The 21,278-nt window shown below is 68.4% G+C and carries 16 protein-coding genes and 1 pseudogene; 9 read left to right on the forward strand and 8 right to left on the reverse strand.

Annotation, left to right across the window (positions count from 1 at the left end):
- The first annotated feature begins 131 nt into the window (after positions 1-131).
- From G6O54_RS14930 to G6O54_RS14940, 3 genes are all read left to right on the forward strand, one after another.
- Positions 132-1,706 carry a DUF2271 domain-containing protein gene (locus G6O54_RS14930; RefSeq protein ID WP_165226447.1) on the forward strand — a complete coding sequence of 525 codons (1,575 nt, stop codon included), beginning with the start codon at positions 132-134 and terminating at the stop codon, positions 1,704-1,706.
- 23 nt (positions 1,707-1,729) lie between these two features.
- Positions 1,730-2,389 (forward strand): PepSY-associated TM helix domain-containing protein, encoded by a 660-nt coding sequence (locus tag G6O54_RS14935; RefSeq protein ID WP_165226448.1) that lies wholly within the window; start codon positions 1,730-1,732, stop codon positions 2,387-2,389.
- Between the two features lie 821 nt (positions 2,390-3,210).
- Positions 3,211-4,638: a PcfJ domain-containing protein gene (locus tag G6O54_RS14940; protein ID WP_165226449.1), complete on the forward strand. Its 1,428-nt coding sequence runs from the start codon at positions 3,211-3,213 to the stop codon at positions 4,636-4,638.
- A gap of 159 nt (positions 4,639-4,797) precedes the next feature.
- On the opposite strand, the gene G6O54_RS14945 is transcribed toward G6O54_RS14940, so the two are convergent.
- The 3 genes and pseudogenes from G6O54_RS14945 to G6O54_RS39050 all read right to left on the reverse strand — a co-directional run.
- Entirely contained in the window at positions 4,798-5,217 is a 420-nt protein-coding gene (locus tag G6O54_RS14945; RefSeq protein ID WP_165226450.1) for a VOC family protein, read from the reverse strand.
- Positions 5,218-5,475: 258 nt separating this feature from the next.
- The gene (locus G6O54_RS39045; RefSeq protein ID WP_439650246.1) at positions 5,476-6,474 is read right to left on the reverse strand and encodes a DUF1593 domain-containing protein; all 999 of its coding nucleotides are present in this window, start codon (positions 6,472-6,474) and stop codon (positions 5,476-5,478) included.
- A 54-nt stretch (positions 6,475-6,528) separates the two neighbouring features.
- Positions 6,529-8,034 (reverse strand): annotated as a pseudogene (locus G6O54_RS39050) (DUF5060 domain-containing protein); the annotation flags it as partial.
- 157 nt (positions 8,035-8,191) lie between these two features.
- Between G6O54_RS39050 and G6O54_RS14955 the strand changes: the two are divergent.
- Positions 8,192-9,049, forward strand: a complete 858-nt coding sequence (locus G6O54_RS14955; RefSeq protein ID WP_165226452.1) for a helix-turn-helix domain-containing protein — start codon at positions 8,192-8,194, stop codon at positions 9,047-9,049.
- A gap of 541 nt (positions 9,050-9,590) precedes the next feature.
- Here G6O54_RS14955 and G6O54_RS14960 read toward each other — a convergent pair.
- Entirely contained in the window at positions 9,591-10,457 is an 867-nt protein-coding gene (locus G6O54_RS14960) for a hypothetical protein (RefSeq protein ID WP_165226453.1), read from the reverse strand.
- A 551-nt stretch (positions 10,458-11,008) separates the two neighbouring features.
- Here G6O54_RS14960 and G6O54_RS14965 point away from each other — a divergent pair.
- Positions 11,009-11,200 (forward strand): hypothetical protein, encoded by a 192-nt coding sequence (locus tag G6O54_RS14965; protein ID WP_165226454.1) that lies wholly within the window; start codon positions 11,009-11,011, stop codon positions 11,198-11,200.
- 622 nt (positions 11,201-11,822) lie between these two features.
- Positions 11,823-12,668 (forward strand): class I SAM-dependent methyltransferase, encoded by an 846-nt coding sequence (locus tag G6O54_RS14970; RefSeq protein ID WP_165226455.1) that lies wholly within the window; start codon positions 11,823-11,825, stop codon positions 12,666-12,668.
- Here G6O54_RS14970 and G6O54_RS14975 read toward each other — a convergent pair.
- Together G6O54_RS14975 and G6O54_RS14980 are read right to left on the reverse strand one after the other, a co-directional pair.
- A complete protein-coding gene (locus G6O54_RS14975; RefSeq protein WP_165226456.1) occupies positions 12,658-13,572 on the reverse strand; it encodes a metallophosphoesterase family protein in 915 nt (304 codons plus the stop codon). The genes G6O54_RS14970 and G6O54_RS14975 overlap by 11 nt on opposite strands.
- A 19-nt stretch (positions 13,573-13,591) precedes the next feature.
- On the reverse strand, positions 13,592-14,647 hold the full coding sequence (locus G6O54_RS14980; RefSeq protein WP_369432142.1) for a diacylglycerol/lipid kinase family protein: 1,056 nt from the start codon (positions 14,645-14,647) through the stop codon (positions 13,592-13,594).
- Positions 14,648-14,715: 68 nt separating this feature from the next.
- Here G6O54_RS14980 and G6O54_RS14985 point away from each other — a divergent pair, with 68 nt between their 5' ends.
- The 3 genes from G6O54_RS14985 to G6O54_RS14995 all read left to right on the forward strand — a co-directional run bounded on the left by G6O54_RS14985 (position 14,716) and on the right by G6O54_RS14995 (position 18,095).
- Positions 14,716-15,531: a 3-keto-disaccharide hydrolase gene (locus G6O54_RS14985; protein WP_165226458.1), complete on the forward strand. Its 816-nt coding sequence runs from the start codon at positions 14,716-14,718 to the stop codon at positions 15,529-15,531.
- Between the two features lie 20 nt (positions 15,532-15,551).
- Positions 15,552-16,832: a Gfo/Idh/MocA family protein gene (locus G6O54_RS14990; RefSeq protein WP_165226459.1), complete on the forward strand. Its 1,281-nt coding sequence runs from the start codon at positions 15,552-15,554 to the stop codon at positions 16,830-16,832.
- Between the two features lie 189 nt (positions 16,833-17,021).
- Positions 17,022-18,095 carry a sugar phosphate isomerase/epimerase family protein gene (locus G6O54_RS14995; protein ID WP_165226460.1) on the forward strand — a complete coding sequence of 358 codons (1,074 nt, stop codon included), beginning with the start codon at positions 17,022-17,024 and terminating at the stop codon, positions 18,093-18,095.
- Between the two features lie 254 nt (positions 18,096-18,349).
- Here G6O54_RS14995 and G6O54_RS15000 read toward each other — a convergent pair whose 3' ends face one another.
- Both G6O54_RS15000 and G6O54_RS15005 read right to left on the reverse strand, forming a co-directional pair.
- Complete coding sequence (locus G6O54_RS15000; protein ID WP_165226461.1) at positions 18,350-20,353, reverse strand: alpha/beta hydrolase family protein; 2,004 nt, start codon at positions 20,351-20,353, stop codon at positions 18,350-18,352.
- Between the two features lie 54 nt (positions 20,354-20,407).
- Positions 20,408-21,253: a GNAT family N-acetyltransferase gene (locus G6O54_RS15005; protein WP_165226462.1), complete on the reverse strand. Its 846-nt coding sequence runs from the start codon at positions 21,251-21,253 to the stop codon at positions 20,408-20,410.
- Positions 21,254-21,278: the final 25 nt, after the last annotated feature.

The following is a 21,278-nucleotide window of genomic DNA, read 5'->3' on the forward strand; positions in this document are numbered from 1 at the left end:
GACCGCCGTCAATACAAACCGTGTCGTGCGCCCCCCCCAGCCCCGCAACCGTCGTTGTCCGGCCGCGCTCGCTTTGATAGCCTCGTTCCTGGCCCGCAACCCGACACGCCCGCACGAATCGGAACTCGCCCATGCTCGTCCCCTCGATGATTCTGGCCTGCCTCCTGGGATTCCTCGACGACGGGCCCTCACCATCGGCCGGGGGACGGGACCACGACTACTTCCACGAGAACGTGATGGGGACGTCGCTCGAGCTCCGGGTCCGGGCCGCGGATGAGCCCTCCGCCCGTCGCGCGGAGTCGCGGGTCCTCGCCGAGATCGACCGACTCGCCCGGGTCTTCAGCTCCTACGACCCATCGAGCGAGATCCGACGCTGGCAGTCCGGGCCGCCCGGCCCCGCACACGTCTCGCATGAGTTGCTCGACCTGCTCGCCGCCTGCGACGGCTGGCGCGAACGGAGCGGCGGGGCCTTCGACGCCCGCGCGGAGGTCTTCACCCGGATCTGGGCCGGCGCCGAACGGCGGGGATCGCCCCCCTCGGCCCCCGAGCTCGCCGCCGCCCGGACGCTCCTGGATCGGCCCGCCTGGCGACTCGACATGACGGGGGCGACGGCCGAGCGGCTCGAGGATGTCCCAATCACGCTCAACGCCATCGCCAAGGGCTGGATCGTCGAGCGGGCCGCCGTGGCCGGGCTCGGGGAGGGCGAAGGCGTCCGCGGCCTGGTCCTGAACGTCGGCGGGGACCTGCGGGCGATGGGCGACATCGAGGCGAACATCGGCATGGTCTCCCCCTGGAGGGACTCCGAAGGGGCGGAGCCGATGACGACGCTCGCCGTCCGGGATCGGGCCGTCGCCACCAGCGGGCAATCCCAGCGCGGGTTCCGGATCGGCGGCGCCTGGTATTCGCACATCATCGACCCCCGGACCGGGCTCCCCGCCCGCGAGGTCGTCGCGGCCACCGTCGTCGCGCCCCGGTCGGCGGACGCGGACGCACTCGCGACCGCCTGCTGCGTCCTGACGCCGGAGGAGGGCCTCCGGCTCATCGCGTCCGTGGCGGGCGCGGAGGGCCTCGTCGTCGATCGCCGGGGGCGGGTCACCCGGAGCCCGGGCTTCTCACGCTTCGAGATCGCGATGGCCTCCCAGGAGCCGGCGAAGCCCGCGGCGAAACCGGAGGCCGGTTCCCAGGACGGGGCCGCGGAGACATGGAACCGGGACCATGAGCTGGCCATCGACTTCGAGATCAACGCCCCGGAAGGGGAGGGCCGGCGCTACCGTCGGCCTTACGTCGCGATCTGGATCGAGGACGCCGACGGCAACGTCGTCCGCAACCTGACCCTCTGGGTCTCGCTCCGGGGCGCCGGCCCGTTCCAGTGGCTCCCCGACCTGAAGCGCTGGTATCGCGCCGACCAGGCCCGCAAGCAGGCGGAGAAGAAGGACCTGTTCCTCACCCTGGCCCGACCGACGCGGCCTCCCGGCAAGTACAAGGTCGCCTGGGACGGCAAGGACACCCAGGGCCGCCCCGCCCCCCCCGGCGAATACACGGTCAACATCGAGGCCGTCCGCGAGCACGGGACGTACCAGCATATCCAGAAGAAAATGAAGGTCGGTGGCGATGCCCCGATCCGCGAGGAGCTGAGGGGGGATACCGAGATCAAATCCGCGACCGTCGAATACCGTCGCAAGGATTCGCCGAAACCGGCGCGGTGACATGAGGTGAGGTGACTGTGCCGATGGCCACGACCGACGCTCGCCCGTTCCGCCGCCGGCTGGCGATCCGCTTCGCCTGGCTCGCCCGATGGCTGCACGTCTACGCCTCGATGCTCGGCCTGGCGGTGACGCTCTTCTTCAGCGTCACGGGGATCACGCTCAATCACCCCGACTGGTTCTTCGGCGAGCAGGCGCGGACCGTCCAGGCGGAGGGGGCCATCAACTCGGATCTGCTCCACCTGAAACCTCCCGCCCCCGGCAACCAACCTTCGCCGGACCTCTCCGCGGAGGTTGCGAAGCTGGAGGTCGTCGAGGCGCTCCGGAAGGCCCACGGCATCCGCGGCGCGCTCGTCGACTTCAAGGTGGACGAGCAGGAATGCTCGGTCACGTTCAAGGGGCCGGGCTACTCGGCCGATGCCTTCATCGACCGGGAGTCGGGCAAGTACACGCTGACGGAGTCGATCCACGGCCTCGTCGCGGTGCTCAACGACCTGCACAAGGGCCGCGACACCGGCCCGGCCTGGTCGGCGGTGATCGACATCTCGGCGGCGGTCCTCGTGGTCATCTCGCTCACGGGCCTGATCCTCCTCTTCTATCTTAAGCTCCGTCGCATCCCGGGCCTGATCGTGGCCCTCATCGGGACGATCGTCGTCCTGGCGTTCTATTTCTGGGGAGTGCCCTGACGACAGACGAAATCCGGCCTGGGATGACGTCAGCCAGCCGGGACCGTCGCAGGTCTGGGTGGTTTCCCATGAACTCCCTGCGAGCTGATGGGTGGCTTCCCATGAACTCCCATGCCGAAGGGCGAGGTGAGTCGCAGGCGACGAGCGCCGAGATCATGCAGGATCTCTGTCCGGGTGGCTGTGGTGGAAGCGAAGCGACACCACGGGATCGCCTCGGCCGGCGCCGATGCAGGCGCGATCCGGGTAAGCCTTTGCGATCCCGTGGCATCGACTTCGTCAGCATCGTCCCGAGACGGTGAGAAGTCGGCTCCCGAGGGTTGACAGCCGGCATAATTACGCAAGCATGGGTGACCACGATCGTCAGATCGTGGTTCGGACGGGCGAAGCCTCCAGCCTCGCACGTCAGTGCGATCCGCGGGGCAGGCCGTCGCTCGTCCGAAGGCGGTCCGGCTTACGCCGGAGGCTGGTGGGCTGCGCCCCGTCCGAACCACCCGCTCACGCGGGTGGTTACCCGTTCAGAAAGCTCGCGCAGGACTGTCAATCCGTGGCTTCCGCATTTGGGATAGTGCCACTTCGTCTCTGCCACAGCCACCCGATCGAGGGCTCGTGGGACGAATGCGAACCGCCTCTCACTCCGGATTCACGGGGCGTGGGGTCGTCTTCGGCTCCGTCACAGCGACCCCGATGTTCGGTCGCGGCAGGTAGAGCCCGATGTCCAGGTCCAGCATGCAGGGACTGCGAACCCGATTCGCCGCGCGGTGTCTGTTCCGCTCGGTGGGAGCACATCGGGCGCGCAAGGCCGGGGACGAGCGAACGGCGATATGGACGCCAGGCCGAAGTCGAACAAGCAGAAGCGGCTGGAGCTGAAGGAGAAGCACGAGCGGAGGGCCGCGCGGCAGGCGGCGGAGCGAGAGAGCCCGCGGGCGCAGGCCCTGGCGATCGCGGCCCGCGCCGACGGGGCGCTCCGCGGATCGCGACTGTTCCACCGCAACCTGCCGCGGTTCCTGGAGCGGATCGAGGCGGAGGCGACGCCGGGCACGCCGGCGGCGGCGGGCGTCCGGGGGATCGCGTCGCTCTATGCGACGGTGAACCGGGCCAGCCCGAACGCGTACCCGCTCGCGCCGGACCGGGATGCCTTCCGTCGTCTCATCGAGGTCTGCTGGGAGCGGACGAGCCTGCTCACGGGACAGCACGCATACACCTTCGCCAATGCGCTGATGGCACTCTCGGCACACGCGGACGCGTGGGTCCGGCAGCCGGGCCCGTGGGTCCCGAAGACGCACAACGCGGACCGGCAGTTTCACGCGCTTCTGCGGCATCTTCTGGCGAAATACGACGTCCCCGCGTTCCTGAACTCGGCCTGGACCGAGGGCCTCACGCCGGCCGGCGTGATCCATCAGCGATGGTTCATCCGGATCGCCCAGGGGCGGAACCTGCGCGACGCCGAAGGCCTGCCGATCCCGCTCACGAAGAAGCAGGCGCACCTGTATCTCCAGGCGCCCGCCGACTTCGACGTGCTGCGGGCCTTCCGCTGGGCCCAGCTCCGCGAGCTCGGGGCCGACGAGCGGTTCATCCGCTCCGTCGCCGCGACTCGGGTCGGCGGGTCGTTCGACCACGAGGACTTCTGGATCACCGTGCTCCGCTGGCTCGTCGATCAGCCGATGCTCGACCACGCACACCACGGGCCGATCGTCGACTACCTGTTCGACCGGCGGTTCGCGGCGAACGTCCCCAACCCGCTGGCGAGCCAGCCGGGGCAGCCGCTGCTGATCCCGGCGCAGCCGAACCTGTCGATGAAGGGCCGCGACGTCGACGGCCTGCTCCGGGCCGTCGCGGCCTGGCACCGCCGGCTCGGCGGCGGTGGCCACGGGCCGAACTTCGCGTGGGACCCCGTGGGCCTGCCGGAGCTCGTCCACGAGGAGGGGGAGGGGAAGTCGCGGAAGGTCTACCGGATCGTCCAGCTCACGAACGCGCACGCCCTCCAGGGCGAGGGCCGGGTCATGGGCCACTGCGTGGCGTCCTACGCCCAGTCCTGCCGCGCCGGGCGGTGCTCGATCTGGTCGCTCCGGATGATCGACGCGGAGGGCCTGGAAACCCGGCTCGTCACGCTGGAAGTCGCCAACGCCTCCCGCCAGGTCGTCCAGGCCCGGCGGAAGCTCAACGCCATGCCCGGCCCGAAGGAGCTGAATCTCCTCCATCGCTGGACGGCCGCGGGCGGGCCGTCGCTGTCGAAGTGGGCCGTGCGGTGAACGCCGCCGCGGCTCGCGTGCCGGTACTCTGCCGACCAGGCTGACGGGCAGGCAGGGATGTCTGCCCCCCGGTCTCGTAGCCACGCAAGCGGACTGGATTCGGGGGACGGGCATTCTTGCCTGTCCTGGGCTCAGCCCGTCAATCAGGCCCGTGGCAGGTCACGATCGCTCCGCGCGATAGGCCCCGAACGACCAGGTGTAGCCTTCCAGGTCCTTCGCGACGTATTGCCGGGGGCTGTACTCGGTGGTGTGCGGCTCGGCCGTGATCTCGGCGCCGGCGGCGCGGGCCTTCGCGTGGTGGGCGTCCACGTCCTCGATCGCGAAATAGATACTGAACCAGGCCCCCGGGTCGGCCGGCGGCGTCGGGATGTTCCCGTCCGCATCCTTGTGGACCGAGCCGAGCATCACGCAGCAAGGTCCCAGCCAGAGCTCGGCATGCGCGAGCGTCCCGTCCGGGTTCTCGACCACCAACCCCTTCTCGAGCCCGAACGCCTCCTGCAGCCAGGCGATCGCCGCGACGGCATCCCGGTAACGAAGGGCCGGATAAATCACCGGGATGGCAGCTTGTGATGCGGACATGACGGGTACCTCATCCGGACGTGACGAAGACTGGACGCAGGATCGAACCAGGATGGCAATCGATATGAGCCGATTGTCGCTGACGCGGAGCCGGCAGGGAAAGAGGAGGCCCCGCATGGACGATCCGGTCGGCAGAGACCGCAAGGAACCCGCATGCCCTCGCGGTCGCCCCGTAGCCGCCCTTCAGCCAACGCGAGAATCACGGAGGACATGCTCGAGGCCCTGAGCCGCCCTCGCGACCGCTTCGCCGGCCGGCCTTCATGACCCCGCGCCCTTCGCACGTGGCCCTCGGGAGGACCGCATCCAATCGGCTCGGCGGGCAAAATCCTCCTGGACCTCGGCACGCCAACGCCAGACGGTCTCTCCTCCGGCCGGGGCATCGAACCAATGGTTCCGGGAGGAATCCGGGCGGACGAAGCGTCCGCCCCAGCCCGCCTGGTCGGGGCGTTCGGGGTCATTCCGCCCGTGCACACCACCGGCCAGGTGCAGGAACGAGGGCGAGTCTCCCTCGATGACACCCTCGGACCGGAGGTTCGCCCCGCTCTTCGGATAAATGGCCCCGAGCGGCCCGTGCCCGCTGCGGATGTGCTCGTCCAACCACGCCAGGTCCGCGAGCTTCCGGTCGGAACCGGGCATGTCCCAGAACATGCCCATGTAGTTCCGCTCCGAGAGGATGACGAACAGGCCCGGGAACGAGTCGAGCAGCCATTGCGTCGAGCCGTCCTGCCTGGCGATCGCGTAGACCCGCAGCTTGTCCAGGAAGCGGGCGAGCTCGGCGGGGGAACGTGTCGCTCGAACCTTCCAGATGGCCTGGGCCAGGTCGCACGAGCCGCCCCAGACGCAGAACCAGACCGGCCGCGGGTCGGGCCGGTCCACCAGCCTGATGATGGCCCCCGAGGCTTCGCTATCCTTGCCCTCGCCCACGAGCTCCCCGACCGGCTTGCCGTAGGTGCCCGAGCGGCCCTCCCAGGTCACCGACCGAAGCATATCGGCGGTCGGATATCGGGGGTCGTGCCGCCTCAGGTCGTCGTCTACCTGGTCGTAGAGGTCGAGGATGTCCAGCACGTTCCGCCTCCTCGCCACGTTGGCCAGGGTCGCCGACGATGCCACGAGGCCCTCGATCTCGAGGTCGTTCCCGTAGAGCAGGAAGCGGACCATCGATTGCACGTCGTCCGGGTCGCTCCGCTTCTCGGGCGGGCCGTGCCCGGCCCCCACCGGGATGACGTCGAGCGGCGGGAAGTCCGACAGCACGACCACGCGGGGCCTCGCGGCGGGAGGCGGCGACCCGAGGCCACCGTCGGCCGCTTCGGGGCGAAGCGCCTCGCCCGCCCCGCGGGGCGTGAAGCGGTACGCGAGGTCGGGCCTCGGCGACGAGACGACGAACTCCCCGGCCTTCGCCGTGCCCACCGGCGTGACGGTCATCTCCCAGGGGTCGACGGCATCGACCTTGTACGGCCGGTCGCCCTCCAGGGTCAGCGTCAGTTTCCCGGGGGCCGTGCCGTAGAGGAGGTAATACTCGCCGGGCTTTGCGAGCAGGAAGCGGCCCTTGCCGTCGCCCATCGGCCGGAGCTCGTGGAAGGCTGGGGCCTTCGCCATGAAGTCCTTCAGCCATTGGATCCGCTTCGGGCTCTGGCCGTGCAGCTCACCCCCCTTGGACCACCACAGGATGTCCTTCGGGTGCTCGTAGGTCTCGCCGTGCCCGACGTAGCAGCCGCTCAGCGTGCCGAGCCAGAACCGCTGCACCATCTCGCGAGCGGTGAGGTTCCCCCAGGAGTCTTTGAGGTCGCCCTCGTAGCGGCACTCGTCGTAGATGACCGGTTTGCGATATCGGTCGCGGAACGACCGCCCCCCGTTCATGTCGGAGGTCTGGAGGCTCGCGTGCGTCACCCAGGGTTTCGTGTGGTCGTAGACCTTGACGCCGTTGTGGATGCTCCGTAGCCGTCCGTGCGGGTCCTCGTTCTGAAGGATCGAGAAGAACCGGTCCCAATCCTCCCACTGCTTGTTGCCGCCGTGGCTCCCGGGACGCTTGTCGGTCATGAAGTCGTATTCATTGGCGAGCGACCACCAGACGTTGCGGTACGCCGAGAGCCGGGCGATGCAGTACCGCAGATAGCGGTCGTCTTCGGCGTCGCTCATCTCCGAGAAGCCCCATCGGTCGTAGGGGTGCCAGAGGATGATGTCCGCCTCGATGCCCAGCGATTGCAGGTCGAGGATGCGACGCTCGAACCGCCGCCAGAACTCGGGGTCCGGCCTGCTGAAATCGAACTTGCCGTCGGCCCGCCTGAGGAAGGCGAAGAGCTCCGGTTCGTTCTTGTTGGCGATGTAGTAGCTCTTGGGGAAGACGCAGAAGCGGAGCTTGTTGAACGGCGAGGCGGCGAGCGTCTTGAGCGTCCGCTCCTGGAGCTCGCGGGGTTGGTGCACCCAGGCGTAGCAGGTCGTGCCGAACGGGTGATAGGGCGAGCCGTCGGCATACCGGAAGTGGAACGTCTCGAAGACCCGGACCGGCCCGTGATTGCTCGCCGCGGGCGGCCCGGCCGTGAACGAGCCGGACTTGCCGTCCAGCTCGGGCCGGTTGCTCCGCGTCGCGTAGGTCCACGTGCCCGACGACGGGGGCGAGAAGCGGACCCGATAGACGCCGTCGCCGTCGTAGAAGCCCCGCACCGTCACGCGCTCGCCCTCATGACGGAGCGTGCACGAGAGGTCCACGTCGAGGAAGGGATTGCCCTCGCGAGGGCCGTCGAGCGACGCCTCCCACACCCCCCACCGCTCGACGTCGGCGGCCCGCCCGACGCCCGAGAAGACGGCGAGCGTGGCCAGGCTCAGGCACCATGCGACCGCCCGGAAGGAGGCCCGGATATCCCTGGATTTCATCGCGATGACCCTCGGTTGACCGTCTCGATCCGTACGGATTCTCCCATGAAGAAACCCGCGTTACTCCCTTGAATCGGGAGGTTTCTTGCGGAATCCTAAGGTCATGGACCGTTTCGACCCGGCCCGCCCCGAGTTCTCGCCGTACGGGTTCAGTTGCGTCCGCTGGACGCCGACGACGATGCCGCGCGGCGACCGCCACAACGAAATCGAGCTCAACCTCCTGGGGGAAGGGAGGCTCACGTACCTCATGGGAGGGAGGAAGGTCGTCGTCCCGGCTGGGCGGTTGGCCGCCTTCTGGGCCGGTATCTCGCATCAGATCGTCGGGTTCGAACGGCTCTCCGAGTATTTCGTGCTGACCGTCCCCCTGGCGTGGTTCCTCCAATGGCGGCTGCCCGACGGTTTCACGCAGGCGGTCGTGCACGGAGGGACCGTCATCGAGCCGGACGAGGGCCGCTTCGCGACGGACCGAATATGGTTCGAGGCATGGTGCGAGGACCTGCGGACCGGCTCGGAGGAGCGCCGCCGAGTCTGCCTGCTGGAGGTCGAGGCCCGCCTGCGACGGCTCGCGATGAGCGTTGCTTCAGACGAGACGCGGCGGCCGCGGCGGAGCTCGCCGGCCGTCCTCGACGGCCGCCACTTGAGCCGGGCGGAACGGATGGCGGCCTTCATCGCCCAGAACTACACGCAGCCTCTGACTGCCGAGGCCATCGGCCAGCACGTAAGCCTCCATCCGAACTACGCGATGGCCCTCTTCCAGCGGACTTTCGGCACCACGCTGATCGCTCACATCACCCAACACCGGCTCTCGCACGCTCAGCGGTTGCTCGTCACCACGAAGGATTCCGTCGCGAGCATCGCGTTCGGCTCGGGCTTCGGATCGCTCAGCCGTTTCAACGAGGCGTTCCGCCAGTCTTTCAGGTGCACGCCTCGGGAGTACCGCAGGTTGCATCAGCCTCTCTGACGGTTCGAGGGGAAATCAATGGTCACGCGCTCAAGATGGGTAAAACCAGGGAAACCGGCGGACACACGGCCTGAATGGCACGTCGACATCGCGAGCCGGCCGTTGACAGGCCCAGGCCGCCGACAGCCCCAACTGGATTGACCCGCTTTCCTCTCTGCACTACCCAGGATACCCGCTTTGAGTTCCTGGCCTTTGATGCCCTGGCGTTTGATGCTCCTAGCCTTTGATGCCCCCAACGATGCTGGCGTCGGCGGAGGCGTAGCGAGTGGACCCAGATCGGCTTAACCTGATCGACGGCCTCCGCTGTTTGACCGGCCTCGAGAGCGGTGGAGACTCGCCGACCTTGGTCGTCAATCCATCTCGCTGTGGCCGCTACGAGCCTCGCGCGAGGAAGCGCCGACCGAATCAGTAACTTGGCTTAACCAAGCCCCGGATGGATTACCACAAGGAGATACTCTTGCAGTATTATTGCGGCTTAACTCCAGGGTATTCGCGATGGCCCCTTTCATTGCCCCGCGAGCAGATACGCCACGTCAGACGCTCAGTCCGCCATCTCCTCCTTCTCCGCGTCCTGCTCCAGCATCCTTTGCATGCCTGTGATCAGGATGTCGCGCACATCCGCAAGCGGCGTGGCGCACACGATCCGCTCCGGCGGATACCAGCCGCTTTGCACTCCGATGAACCAGTAACGGCCGATGCCGTTCTCATCGAGCTTCAGGCCAAGGATAGGGCCGCCACTCATCCCCTTGATGCTCTTCACTCGTTCCTGGGTATCGACCACGCCGTAAAACATGGGATCGCTCTGCTCTTGGTAGCACGCCGGTCTTGCGTGCAGCCGTTCCACGGGGATCAGTATCGGCTGTGCCGACCAGATGCCCTGCCCTTGCGGGCGCACCAGCTCCCCAGGCAAGCCCAGCATGTAGTAATGATCGAACGTCTCCGGCACCTTCACCCAATTTGGTGGGCCGACCGGTTCAAGCCTGTTACCCAGCATCAAATCCGCATCATGAGCTCTCAGGAATATCACCCCGAAATCCATGCCCAGAGCGGTCCCCCGGTCATCAGTATGGTAGAGCCACGCCTTCGGATGACCGCCCAGATAATCGAACGGCATCGGCAGTTCCGACACGGCGTTGGCGTGAAGCATGTCGAGGAAGCGAAATCTCACGTCGTCGAAGCATTCCAGCCGTCCTAGGAGTTGCTCTTCAATCTCCTGCATGCAGTGCCCCGCCGTAATCCACATCGTTGCCTGCCGAGCCGTTCCAGGCAGGTTCACCTGGAGCAGAAATCCCGAATAATGGCTGCGCGCCTGCTCATGCGGTTTGGTTTGATGCTTCACGGTATAGGACGCTTCGAGCACGGCCAAGTGTCGGGCGAACCACAGCTCTGCGTCAACGCGATCAGCCATTGGCACCTCTGGACGGAGTCAGGCATGATACTGGACGTCCATACCCATCATATCCATGCGTTCCCTCAGTCGCCAGTCGAGCTCGCAAGCGGCCAACGCCTACAGAAAGGGGCGAGCCTTCCGGACCGCCCCGATCACCACTGGCACTCATCGACTTCCCCGGCCGTACCGCACCCGCTTTCTATCAGCCGCCATGGATGACCTGGCGGTTCAAACGTCCCGATATATCTGGACGTAGGTCGCTGCTTCCCCTTCGAGCAAGCGAGGAATCAGTGGCCGCGGGAATCAGCGGGAATCCACGGGAATCAGCAGCGGGAATCAGTGGCCACGGGGATCAGTGGCCACGCCCCCAAGTTGGAGAAGCTGGGGAGGCAGGAGAACACATCGACCCAGCGACATCTTAATTCCGAATATCGTAGTAGCGCCGCTCGGGCCGTCGAGATCGAGCTCCCCGGCGGTGTCCGGCTCCGCCTCGAATCCCGGCCGGAGCCCGAATGGATCGGCCGGCTCGTCGTGGCGGTCGTCGGGCTCGTGGCTGGGGAGGCCGGCTGATGATCCTCCGTCCGCTGGCCAGCCGCGCGTTCCTCTGCACCTGGCCCGGCGACATGCACAAGGCTTCGAGGAACTCTCCCTCGTCCGGTCCGGCTTCGACCAGGACGTCCTCCGCGGCCACCTCGTCCTCGTCGTCAACCGCCGCGGCGAACACCTCAGGGCGCTCCACGTCCACCGGGACGAACTGGTGATCTGGTCCCGCGGATCCGGGTCGAGCACGATCTGCACGAGGCCGAAACGACCGAGCGGTTACGCGGAGACGTGGGGTCTGGGATTTCGGATTTCGCCGATTTCGGCGGAAACAATCTCTGGGAAAACTCGCCGGCGAGGGACAAAAAACGCGAAACATGGCGCACTCTCTGAATAGAGGCATCCTCTTGCGGTGAGCGTGCGCGCCGCCGGGATCTCGGTCGGATCGGCGACGATGATCGAGGTCCACGTGGGTGCGGGGCCTGAAGAATCCCGATTCCAGGGCGGCGGTTCCGGGCGACGAAGGATGCGGAGATCGGGGGTCTGAATCCCGAAAAATGGCGGGCAAAGCCAAATCGAAAAGCGAGTCTAATGTGATGCAGAAAAAGGACTTATGCTAATGGCGCGGAGGCCGGGAAAAGACGAACGAACCCAAATTCGCGGGCTGATCCGGGGCACCTCCGACGAGCTGATGGCGACACCCTGGAAGGGATCGGTCTGGACCATCAACGGCCTCCGAAGCGGCCAGGGTCCAGAAGGGGTGAGGTGGCTTCTGTCGACATAGTGAGTCACGGCTCGGATCTTGCGTGATCTCTCTGCCGCATCCGTCATCCGGAGGATCGCGTGTCGTCAGAGAGCGCCCGCTCGGAGGAATCGAAGCTCCCCGCCTACGCGGCGACGATGGCCGCCTATCATCGCGCCTTCGCTCCCGAGCTGATCGCGATCCTGGAGGATCTTCCGATCCGCAAGGGGGACGTGGTGCTCGACTTCGCCTGCGGCGACGGCACGTACACGCGATGGCTCGCACGACTCGTCGGCAAGTCCGGCCAGGTGATCGCGCTGGACGTCTCGCCGGCCTTCCTGGAGGTGGCCCGGCGCAAGGTCGCGCGACGGCCGAAGCGGGCGAGGCGGGTCGGGTTCGTCCGGGGCGACGTCGATCACGTCCCGATCGGGGGCGGCTCGGTCGACATGGTTTGGTGCGCCCAGAGCCTCTATAGCCTGCCCGACCCGATCGAGGCGATCCGGCGGATGGCCGGAGTCGTCCGCCCGGGGGGGCATGTCGCGGTCTTCGAGAACGACGAGCTGCACCACGTCCTCCTCCCCTGGCCGGTGGAGATCGAGCTGGCGCTCCGCAAGTCGGAGCTCGAGGCGTTCGTCGCCGGGGCCGACGAGCCGCGGAAGTTCTACGTCGGCCGCCAACTCCTGCACGCCCTCCGCGCGGCCGGGCTCGTCGACGTCCGGGTCCGATGCGTCGCGTTCACGCGGCAAGTGCCCCTGGACCCGGCCGCACGCAAGTTCTTCGCGGGTTACCTGGAAGACCTCCGCGACCGCGCCGGGCCGCGGCTCGAGCCGAGCCTGCGGACGCTCGTCGATCGGCTCACCACGCCGGACTCCGGCCAGTTCCTCCTGGATAGCCCGGACCTGAGCGTGACCTGCGTGAACCACACCGCGATCGGCGTCAGGCCGTGAACGACGGCAAGTCCGAAGCAGTCGCGGTCAGAGAGTCCTCGATCATCGGCACGACCTTCCAGTCCGCGCCGGTCCAGGCGTGATGGGAGACCGCGACGCGATCGTCGTCCAGGAGGATCTCCAGGAAGCCGGGGAGGCGCAGGCCGGTCGGGTCGATCATGGTCGGCGAGCCGGAATTGAGGCAAAGCTGGTTGGGGATCTCCTCCGGGCGAATCGCCCAGGCGGCGTGAACGTGCCCGCAGCAGTAGAGATGAGGGCCGATCGTTTTCAGCCAGTCGCGGACGGCCTGCTCGTTCTCCAGCCGCTTGAGCGCCAGCTCGACGCGGTAGAGCGGCGGGGCGGCGACCGGATAGTGACAGGCGACGATCAGCCGTCGCGGCAGATTGGCGGGATCGGCCGTCAGCGCGCGGGCGGCTGCGAGCTGTCCTTCCGGAAGATAGCCCCGCGGCGAGAAGTGCCAGTGCCAGCGGGTGGCATCCATGCCGAGGATCCCGGTCTCGTCGTCGAGGCGGCGGATCCAGGGGAACGTGGTCGAGGGCATGAACTCGCCGAAGGCCGCCTCGAACCGGCGGGTGAAGTACGATCGGCGCGTCGTCCGGTCGTGGTTCCCGGGGATCATCGTGACCCGCTCCCGATCGCCGAGGATCGGCGCCAGCAGGCGTCGGGCCTGCTGGAATTCGGAGGGCAGGGCGGTGGTCGTCAGATCCCCCGTGATCAGGATGTGGTCGGGGTCGAGCGATCGCACGCGGTCCACCACGGCGTCGAGTCGATCCATGGGGAACCGCCGGGCCCGGCCCATGAGGAGTTCCATGACCCCGAGGATCCGGAGGCCGAACAGCCTGCGGGCGTTCCAGGTGTATCGCCAGACGTGGATGTCGGAGAGGTGGATCAGCCGCAAGGCCATCGTCGGGTCTCTCCTGGCATCAGCGAGCGGGGTGGGGGACGATCACGCGGACAGCCTGAGGGACGACCCGGACCTCGATGGGCGTCTCGCCGATGACCTCGCCGTCCCCCTGCACGGGGAGGGGCCGCTCGGACCGGATGGCCACCTCGCGACCGGCCGACAGGTAGGCGATGTCCGGATCCTGCCGGTGCCGGCCCCGGATCACGTTCCAGGCCACCCGGAGCGGGCTCATCAGGTTGCCGGCGCGGAGGATGCAGACGTCGATCCGCCCGTCGTCGACTGCGATGTTCGGGCCCCACCTCAGCCCGGAGCTGCCGAGCATCCCGCAGTTGGCCAGCAGCACCTGGAGCGCCCTGGCCTTCGACGTCTTGCCGTCGGCGGAGATCGTGAACCGATGCGGCTGGAATCGCACGAGCTTCGTGACGGCCGTCCAGAGATAGGCCAGCACGCCCAGCCGCTTCTTGGCCTCGGTGTTCGTGTCGCGGATCATGAGCGCGTCGAGGCCGACGCCGATCTGGGTGAAATAATGCTTGCCGCCGTACCCCATGGCATCGATCGCCGCGACGTCGTGCTCGCCGTTCACCAGGGCACACGCCTCGTCCATCGCGAGGGGGATTCCCAGCTCATGGGCCAGGACGTTGGCGGTCCCCAGCGGGATGATGCCGAGCCCGGCCCGGCTTCCCACCAGCCCGTTCGCCACCGCCGAGACCGTACCGTCCCCGCCGGCCGCCACGATCGTGTCGAAGCCTTCGGCCACGGCGCGGCGGACTCCCTCGACGATGTCCTCTCCCTCGCCGGGCTGCCAGATCCGGTGCTCCTTGTCCTCCTCGCCCCAGTACGCGAGCATCGCCCGGCGCACGGCCTCCGGCGAGGCTTGACCGGACTTCACGTTCATCACCACGAACATGCGCGACGTTTCGACTCGCGACGTCCTCGTCATCATCCGTTCCATCGGCGATGTTCCCCCGCCACCGTCCCCTGGATGTACGGGGGTCTCCTGTGCAAGTCCGGGGCCAACGCGGGTGAACTTTCTTGCTGGAAACCGAGGTCGCGTGCCTCTACCATGTGCGATCATCCCAGGCCGGTGACGCGCCTTGCCGTGGCGAGGGGCTGTCCCCCTGACCGAACCCGGAGGACTTGCACGTGAGCACACGACCGTTTCTCTGGGCCCTCCTCGCGGTCGCCTTGCCGGGGGGGGCGTCTGGTGACGACGCGGCGGCCGAGCCCGTGCGGCCGACGCGGGCGATCCGGCTCTTCAACGGCAAGGACCTGGGCGGGCTGACGACCTGGCTCAAGGAGACCGGCCACGTCGACCCCCGGGGCGTCTTCCGGGTCACCAGGGATGGGCTCCTGCACATCTCGGGGGATGGCTTCGGGTACGTGGCCACGGACCGGGCCTATCGCGATTACCGGGTGGTCCTCGAGTACCGCTGGGGCGACCGGACCGACGGCGGGCCCTCGGTGCGGAACTCGGGCCTGCTGCTCAACGCCGTCGGGCCCGACGGAGGCGCCGGGGGCGAGTGGATGTCGTCGGTCGAATGCCAGCTCGCGCAGGGTTGCGTGGGGGACCTGATCCCGATCCGGGGCAAGCTCGCCGATGGCTCGATGGTCCCCGTGAGCCTGACCACCGACGTGGTCCTGGGCCCGGACAAACATCCTCGCTGGAAGGTCGGCGGGACGCCCCGGACCTTCACGGATAGCCAGCTCTGGTGGTCGCGGCACGACCCCGACTACAAGGAGCTGCTGGACACCCGGGGCAAGGACGACGTCGAGAGCCCCAAGGGGGAATGGACGCGGGTGGAATGCACGTCCACGGCCGGGCGGATCACGGTCCGCGTGAATGGCCACCTGGTCAACGAATGCCGAGAGGTCACCCCGGCGGCCGGCAAGATCCTCGTGCAGACCGAGGGATTCGAGCTCTTCGTCCGCACCTTCGAGGTGCATCCGATCTCCCAGTAAGTCAGAAGGAAGGGCGACCGATGCAGGGACAAACGACGCGGCGAGAGATCCTCAGGGGCGCGGCCGGCCTCGGCGCACTCTCCACGCTGCCGATGGTGCACGCGGCCGGGACCGGCACGGTGCGGGTGGGGCTCGTCGGCTGCGGCGGGCGGGGCACCGGCGCGGCCACGCAGGCGCTCTCGGCCGGCTCCGACGTGAAGCTCGTCGCGATGGCCGACGCGTTCGCGGACCGGCTCGAGGGGAGCCTGTCGTTCCTCAAGGCCGACTCGGCCGTCGGTTCCAAGGTCGACGTGCCCCAGGACCGCCGGTTCGTTGGCTTCGACGCGTGCAAGGCGCTGATCGAATCGGGCGTGGACGTCGTCCTGCTCTGCACCCCGCCCCAGTTCCGCCCGCTCCATCTCCGGCTGGCCGTCGAGGCCGGCAAGCACGTCTTCGCCGAGAAGCCCGTGGCCGTGGACGCCCCGGGCGTCCGCTCCGTGCTGGAGACCTGCAAGCGTGCCGCGGAGAAGAACGTGTCGATCGTCTCGGGGCTCTGCCTGCGATACGACGCGGGCTACCGCGAGACCGTCCGGCGGATCCACGCCGGGGCGGCCGGCGACGTGACCACGATCCTGGCCAACGACTACCGGAGCGGCCGGTGGACCAAGCCGAAGGAGCCCGGGATGACCGAGATGATGTACCAGATGCGGAACTGGTACAACTTCACCTGGCTCTCGGGCGACTTCAACGTCGAGCAGCACGTCCATCACCTGGATATCTGCGCCTGGGTCATGAAGAACCGGTATCCGGTCAAGGCGATCGGCATGGGGGGGCGGCAGGTGCTCACCGGGCCGGAATATGGTCAGATCTACGACCATTTCTCGGTCGTCTACGAGTACGCCGACGGTGCCCGGATCATCAGCAATTGCCGCCAGCAGCCGGGCTGCAAGGACGACATGAGCGTCCAGGTCGTGGGGACGAAGGGGCAGGCCCTGATCACCGAGCGCCGCAAGGGGCTCTGGATCAAGGGGACGACGGGCGACACCTGGTACTACGACGGCCCCAAGAACGAGATGTACCAGCAGGAGCACGACGAGCTGTTCGCCGGCGTCCGGGCGGGCAAGCCGATCAACAACGGCGAGTACATGGCCCGCAGCACCTTGCTGGCGATCATGGGCCGGATGGCGGCCTACACGGGCCAGGAGATCACCTGGGAGATGGCCATGAACTCGCAGGAGGATCTCAGCCCGTCCGGCTATTCCTGGGACGCCGCGCCGCCGACCTCGGCGATCGCGATCCCGGGGCAGACGGCGTTTCGTTGAGGGCTTTCCCACTGGTGCCTCGTCAACGTTAAGAACTCGGGTTGCGGGACAGGCAGGAATGCCTGTCCCCCGGTTTATAGCTCAGCGAGTCGGAGATGTCGGGGGACAGGCATTCCTGCCTGTCCCCTGGGCAACCCGACAAGGGAGCGGTGACAACGCACTCGTGCCTCCTTATGGGGAGTCATGCCGATGAGGCAAGGGCCGTTCCGTGCCGAGGTCGTGCCGCGGGTCGGGAGCAGCAGCCCCCTCTCCCTAACCCTCCCCCACGCGGGGGGGAGGGGACCGGAAGGCCCGCCTCGAGCGAAGGTTTGTCTGTCTGTCGATGGCGATCGAGACGGCCTGGGCCGTCGCGAATGGCTCCTGGCCGCGGGGGCGAGCCTGGCGGGCCTGGCCGGCACGGCCCGGAGTGCCATGGCCATCGAGGGGCCGCCGAGGCCGGCGGCCACGCGGTTCCGGATCGCCTGCATGACGCTGCCGTACTCGCAGTTCCCGCTGGAGCGGGCTCTGGCCGGGATCCATGCGGCCGGCTTCCGATACGTGGCCCTGGGGACGACCCATGCGGAGAAGGGGGGCGAGACCCCGGTCCTTGTCCCGGACGCGCCCCCGGAGCGGGCCAAGGCGCTGGGGCGGAGGTGCCGCGACCTCGGGCTCGAGCCGTTGATGATGTTCTCGATGATCTATCCCGAGGATCCCGCGGCGCCCGCCGTCTTCCGGTCGCGGATCCGGCAGGCCGCCGCGGCCGGCGTCCCGCAGGTGCTGACCTTCGGCCACACCAAGGGGGGCAATCGCGGGCTCTGGGTCGAGCGGTTCAAGGAGCTCGGGCCGATCGCGCGCGACCAGGGCGTGACGATCGTGATCAAGCAGCACGGCGGCGAGACCGGGACGGGCGCCGCCTGTGCCGAGATCGTCCGCGAGGTCGCCGACCCGGGGATCATGGTGAACTACGACGCCGGCAACGTGATGGATTACCTGGACCTCGACCCGATCCCCGACATCACCTCGTGCGCCGACGTCGTCCGGAGCTTCTGCATCAAGGATCACCGGAATGTCCCGAAGGACCAGGACTGCGGCCCCGGCCTCGGCGCGATCGACCATTACCGCCTGCTCCAGCCCGTGGCCTTCACGGGCCGGGACATGCCGCTCTGCTGCGAGAACATCTCCGCCCCGCTGCTCCCCTCGCCCGCGAATCCCGACGAGATCGACGCGCTGGCCCGGCGGGCGCGCGAGTTCCTCGAGATCGTGATCCGGGGGATCCAGGCGTGATCGGGACGAGATGTATTCCTCTCGTTCGGCGGCGGCGGCGCTGGGCGGTGTGGAAGACCTCTCGGAGGAGATGCGAGTTTCCGGGTGGCTGTGGCAGAGCCGAAGGCGATGCCACGGGATCCCAATGGCCGGCGTGAAAGCGCCGGCGAGTCTTCCGGCCGTCGCGATCCCGTGGTGTCGCTGCGCTTCCACCACAGCCACCCGGAGGGTGAGCCCTCGTCGTTCTCGTTGGATCGCCCCACTCCAGACCCACCTCACCCCCCCGCACCCAGCCATTCGATCAGGGTGGCGGGCTTCGCGGTGAAGGCGTCCTCGACGGTGCGCACGGCCGGCAGCTCGCGGCCGAGCGAGCCGCGGCAGGCCGCCGCGAGGACGGGGCGGGGTGACAGGGCGGCGAGGACGTCGGGGAGGTCGCCGAAGTCGCGGAGCAGGCCCGGGAGGAGGCTCGCGGCATTGATGGCGAGCCCCTCGGGCGCGAACAGGGGCATGAAGCTGAGCAGACCGTCCTCGATCGCGACCGAGGTGATCCGTGGCTCGATCGCGGCGGCGAGCAAGACGACCAGCGCGGAGTCGCGACGACCGCAGAGGACGATCGGCCGGCCCGGCCGGCCGTTCGCGGGACTCAGCCGGGCCACGGCGGCGAGGACGTCCGCCACCCGCATCGCGACCAGGCTCTCCCCCACGAGGAAGGCATTGTAGGCGAGGTTCTCCTCGACGCCCGACAGCGGATCCTCATAGCGATCGCCGCGAGACTTCAAGGGGACGCGAAGCGAACCGACGCCACGCGGGTCGATCGACGTCACGGCATGTGCGCCTGCGGCCAGGGCGTCGATGAGGGCTCGCTCCTTCCCCCATGCCGGCGCCTCGTTGCCGTTCACGAGGAGGACCAGGTGCCGTCCCTCTCGCGTCCCGGCCGCCTCGTCGTGGAGGCGGAAATCGATCTCGCCCGCATCACTGCGGAGGAGCGTCTTGAGTTCGACTCTCGGCCGCGGCGGCCGATTCCGGTACTGCTCCCAGGCCATCGGCAGGAAGGGGCGAGACCTCGTCGCACCGTTCACCTGGCCGTCGGGGCTCGCCCGCAGCTCCGCCGGATCGCGCGGGCTGACCGCGACCTCCGGGGCCTGAGCATCCCTCGGTTTTCCCTTCAGCCAGTGATCGAACCAGGCGTAGGCGGCTTCGCGGAGCGGCCGGGAGAGGCCGTGCGGGCCGGGCGCCACGGTCATCCCGATCCGGTCCTCGGCACCGGCGATGGCGTAGAGCCGTTTCGCCTCCGCGAACGTGGCCCGCGTCCCTGCAATCGGGAAGAAGTCCTTCTCCGCCGAGCAAAGGAGCGCGGGCCTGGGCGCGATCAGGGCGAGGAGGCCCGCGTGGTCGATGCCTCGCGAGACGAAGCCATGCGGGTCCTGCTCGGGATCCGACGACGGGTCTTCCTGGATCCGGTTCGCCATCCGGCGGGGCAGGGCGGTGATGTAGCAGCCGATGACGGGGACGCGGACCCGGTCGTCGACCGCCGCGAGGTACGCCGTCAGGTTGCCCCCGCCGGAGTTGCCGACGCAGCCGATCCGGGCGGCATCGACTCCAGGCAGGGAGATGAGGTAGTCGAGGGCCCGGATCGCGTCCCAGATCCGGTAGCGGGCGAAGCTCATCCCCAGCAGGTAGAGCGGATTGCCGAGCACGCAATGTTCGCCGCACGAGAGGTCGAATCGCGAGCGGCCGCGGGACGCGTCCCAGAACTGGCTCCGCTCTCCTTGTCCCACCGGATCATAGGTCAGGACGACGAATCCCCGTTTCGCGAGGTTGATATGCAGGGTCTGGTACGTCTCGTGGGCCTTGCCCACCTCGGAATGCCCGCACGGGCTGAGCACGCCGGGATGGGCTGTTGCGTCGCCCGCGGGTCGGTACACGAGTCCGGAGACCTGAAAGCCGGGGAAGCTCTCGAAGAGCACCCTGTCGACGGTGTATCCATCCCCCGAGATCCGCCCGGTGATCCGGGCGGCGGGAGGGCCCTGGGCACCGGGCATCCCGCCGAGCATCTCCAGGAAGGACGCGCGGAGCGACGCCTTCAGTCCGTCGAGCTGGGTCGGGGTCGAGATCGCCTCGAACCGCGCGCGTCGGCGTGCCTCCTGGGTCGCCGCGAGGGCCAGGAGTTGCTGATGCAGGTCGGGCACCGGCGCGTCCGCGAAGCCTCCGAGCCCAGGGCCGAAGGCGGCCGAAAGTCCCAGGCCCAGCACGGTCCGCCGAGACATGGATTGAGTCACCGCGAGCTCTCCGGTGGTTTCGTCATGGAACAGGACGCATGGCTTCCGTTTGCCTCATCCCTTCTCCGGCCCGGATCCGGCCCAGGTCCGGCTCAGATCCTCCGCGACCCGAGGCCCGCGGCCCATCCGGAGCAGGACTCGCTCGGCGCGCAACCCCCACGAACCGGCCAGGGCCTGGGCGGCGACGTTCACGGTCGGGATGTCAAGGATGACAGTTTCGCCCGCGTACCGCGATCGTGCATCGGCCAGGAGCGCCGGTCCCGCCAGATCGTCGCCCAGGCACGGCCCGATCTGCCGGGCCGACGCGCCGGGTCGGGAGAGCAGGAAGCCCCGGAGCCGGCCGCTCTCGCCGACGACCCGGAATGCGTCCGGCTGCTCGTCGGCCAGGCGGCGGATCAGCCGGCCGCGGTCGGTCCCGGTGGCCTCGCGGTCCAGGGCAATCGCCGCTTCGAGATCGGGATGACCGGCCGTTCGCACCCTCGCCTCGCCGGGAGTCCCGTCGGCCGGGGACAGGATGCCGCGATGGCGATCGAGGGTGGCCTCCGCGACGAAACCGAGGTCCTCGTAGAGCGGCCGGCCCAGCGGGGTCGCGTCCAGGCGGACCGACGAAACGCCCTGGGCGTCGAGCGATTCCAGCGCCCGGGTCATCAGCGCCCGGCCGATCCCGGAGCCCCGATGGGCCTCGTCGACGAGCATCATGGCGACCCAGGCCACCGGCCCGAACCGGCAGGTCGTCACCGTGCCGACGCCGACGCCGTCGAGCTCGGCCACGAATCCGCCGCCCGGTTGCAGGTCCAGCAGGCGCCTCCAGTCGGCCTCGAGCTGATTCCATCCGGCCTGGGCCACGAGCCGGCGGCCGACGGGGATGTCCTCGATCGTCATCGGGCGGATGCCGAGCAATGTCCCCTCCCGCGGTCGAATTCGA

Source organism: Aquisphaera insulae (genome assembly GCF_011064615.1).
Lineage (GTDB): Bacteria > Planctomycetota > Planctomycetia > Isosphaerales > Isosphaeraceae > Aquisphaera > Aquisphaera insulae.

Bases quoted from the DNA above. Each gene is read 5' to 3' on its own strand.
- G6O54_RS14930 (WP_165226447.1), top strand. From the start codon at position 132: ATGCTCGTCCCCTCGATGATTCTGGCCTGCCTCCTGGGATTCCTCGAC.
- G6O54_RS14935 (WP_165226448.1), top strand. From the start codon at position 1,730: ATGGCCACGACCGACGCTCGCCCGTTCCGCCGCCGGCTGGCGATCCGC.
- G6O54_RS14940 (WP_165226449.1), top strand. From the start codon at position 3,211: ATGGACGCCAGGCCGAAGTCGAACAAGCAGAAGCGGCTGGAGCTGAAG.
- G6O54_RS14945 (WP_165226450.1), bottom strand. From the start codon at position 5,217: ATGTCCGCATCACAAGCTGCCATCCCGGTGATTTATCCGGCCCTTCGT.
- G6O54_RS14955 (WP_165226452.1), top strand. From the start codon at position 8,192: ATGGACCGTTTCGACCCGGCCCGCCCCGAGTTCTCGCCGTACGGGTTC.
- G6O54_RS14960 (WP_165226453.1), bottom strand. From the start codon at position 10,457: ATGGCTGATCGCGTTGACGCAGAGCTGTGGTTCGCCCGACACTTGGCC.
- G6O54_RS14965 (WP_165226454.1), top strand. From the start codon at position 11,009: ATGATCCTCCGTCCGCTGGCCAGCCGCGCGTTCCTCTGCACCTGGCCC.
- G6O54_RS14975 (WP_165226456.1), bottom strand. From the start codon at position 13,572: ATGGCCTTGCGGCTGATCCACCTCTCCGACATCCACGTCTGGCGATAC.
- G6O54_RS14980 (WP_369432142.1), bottom strand. From the start codon at position 14,647: ATGATCGCACATGGTAGAGGCACGCGACCTCGGTTTCCAGCAAGAAAG.
- G6O54_RS14990 (WP_165226459.1), top strand. From the start codon at position 15,552: ATGCAGGGACAAACGACGCGGCGAGAGATCCTCAGGGGCGCGGCCGGC.
- G6O54_RS14995 (WP_165226460.1), top strand. From the start codon at position 17,022: ATGAGGCAAGGGCCGTTCCGTGCCGAGGTCGTGCCGCGGGTCGGGAGC.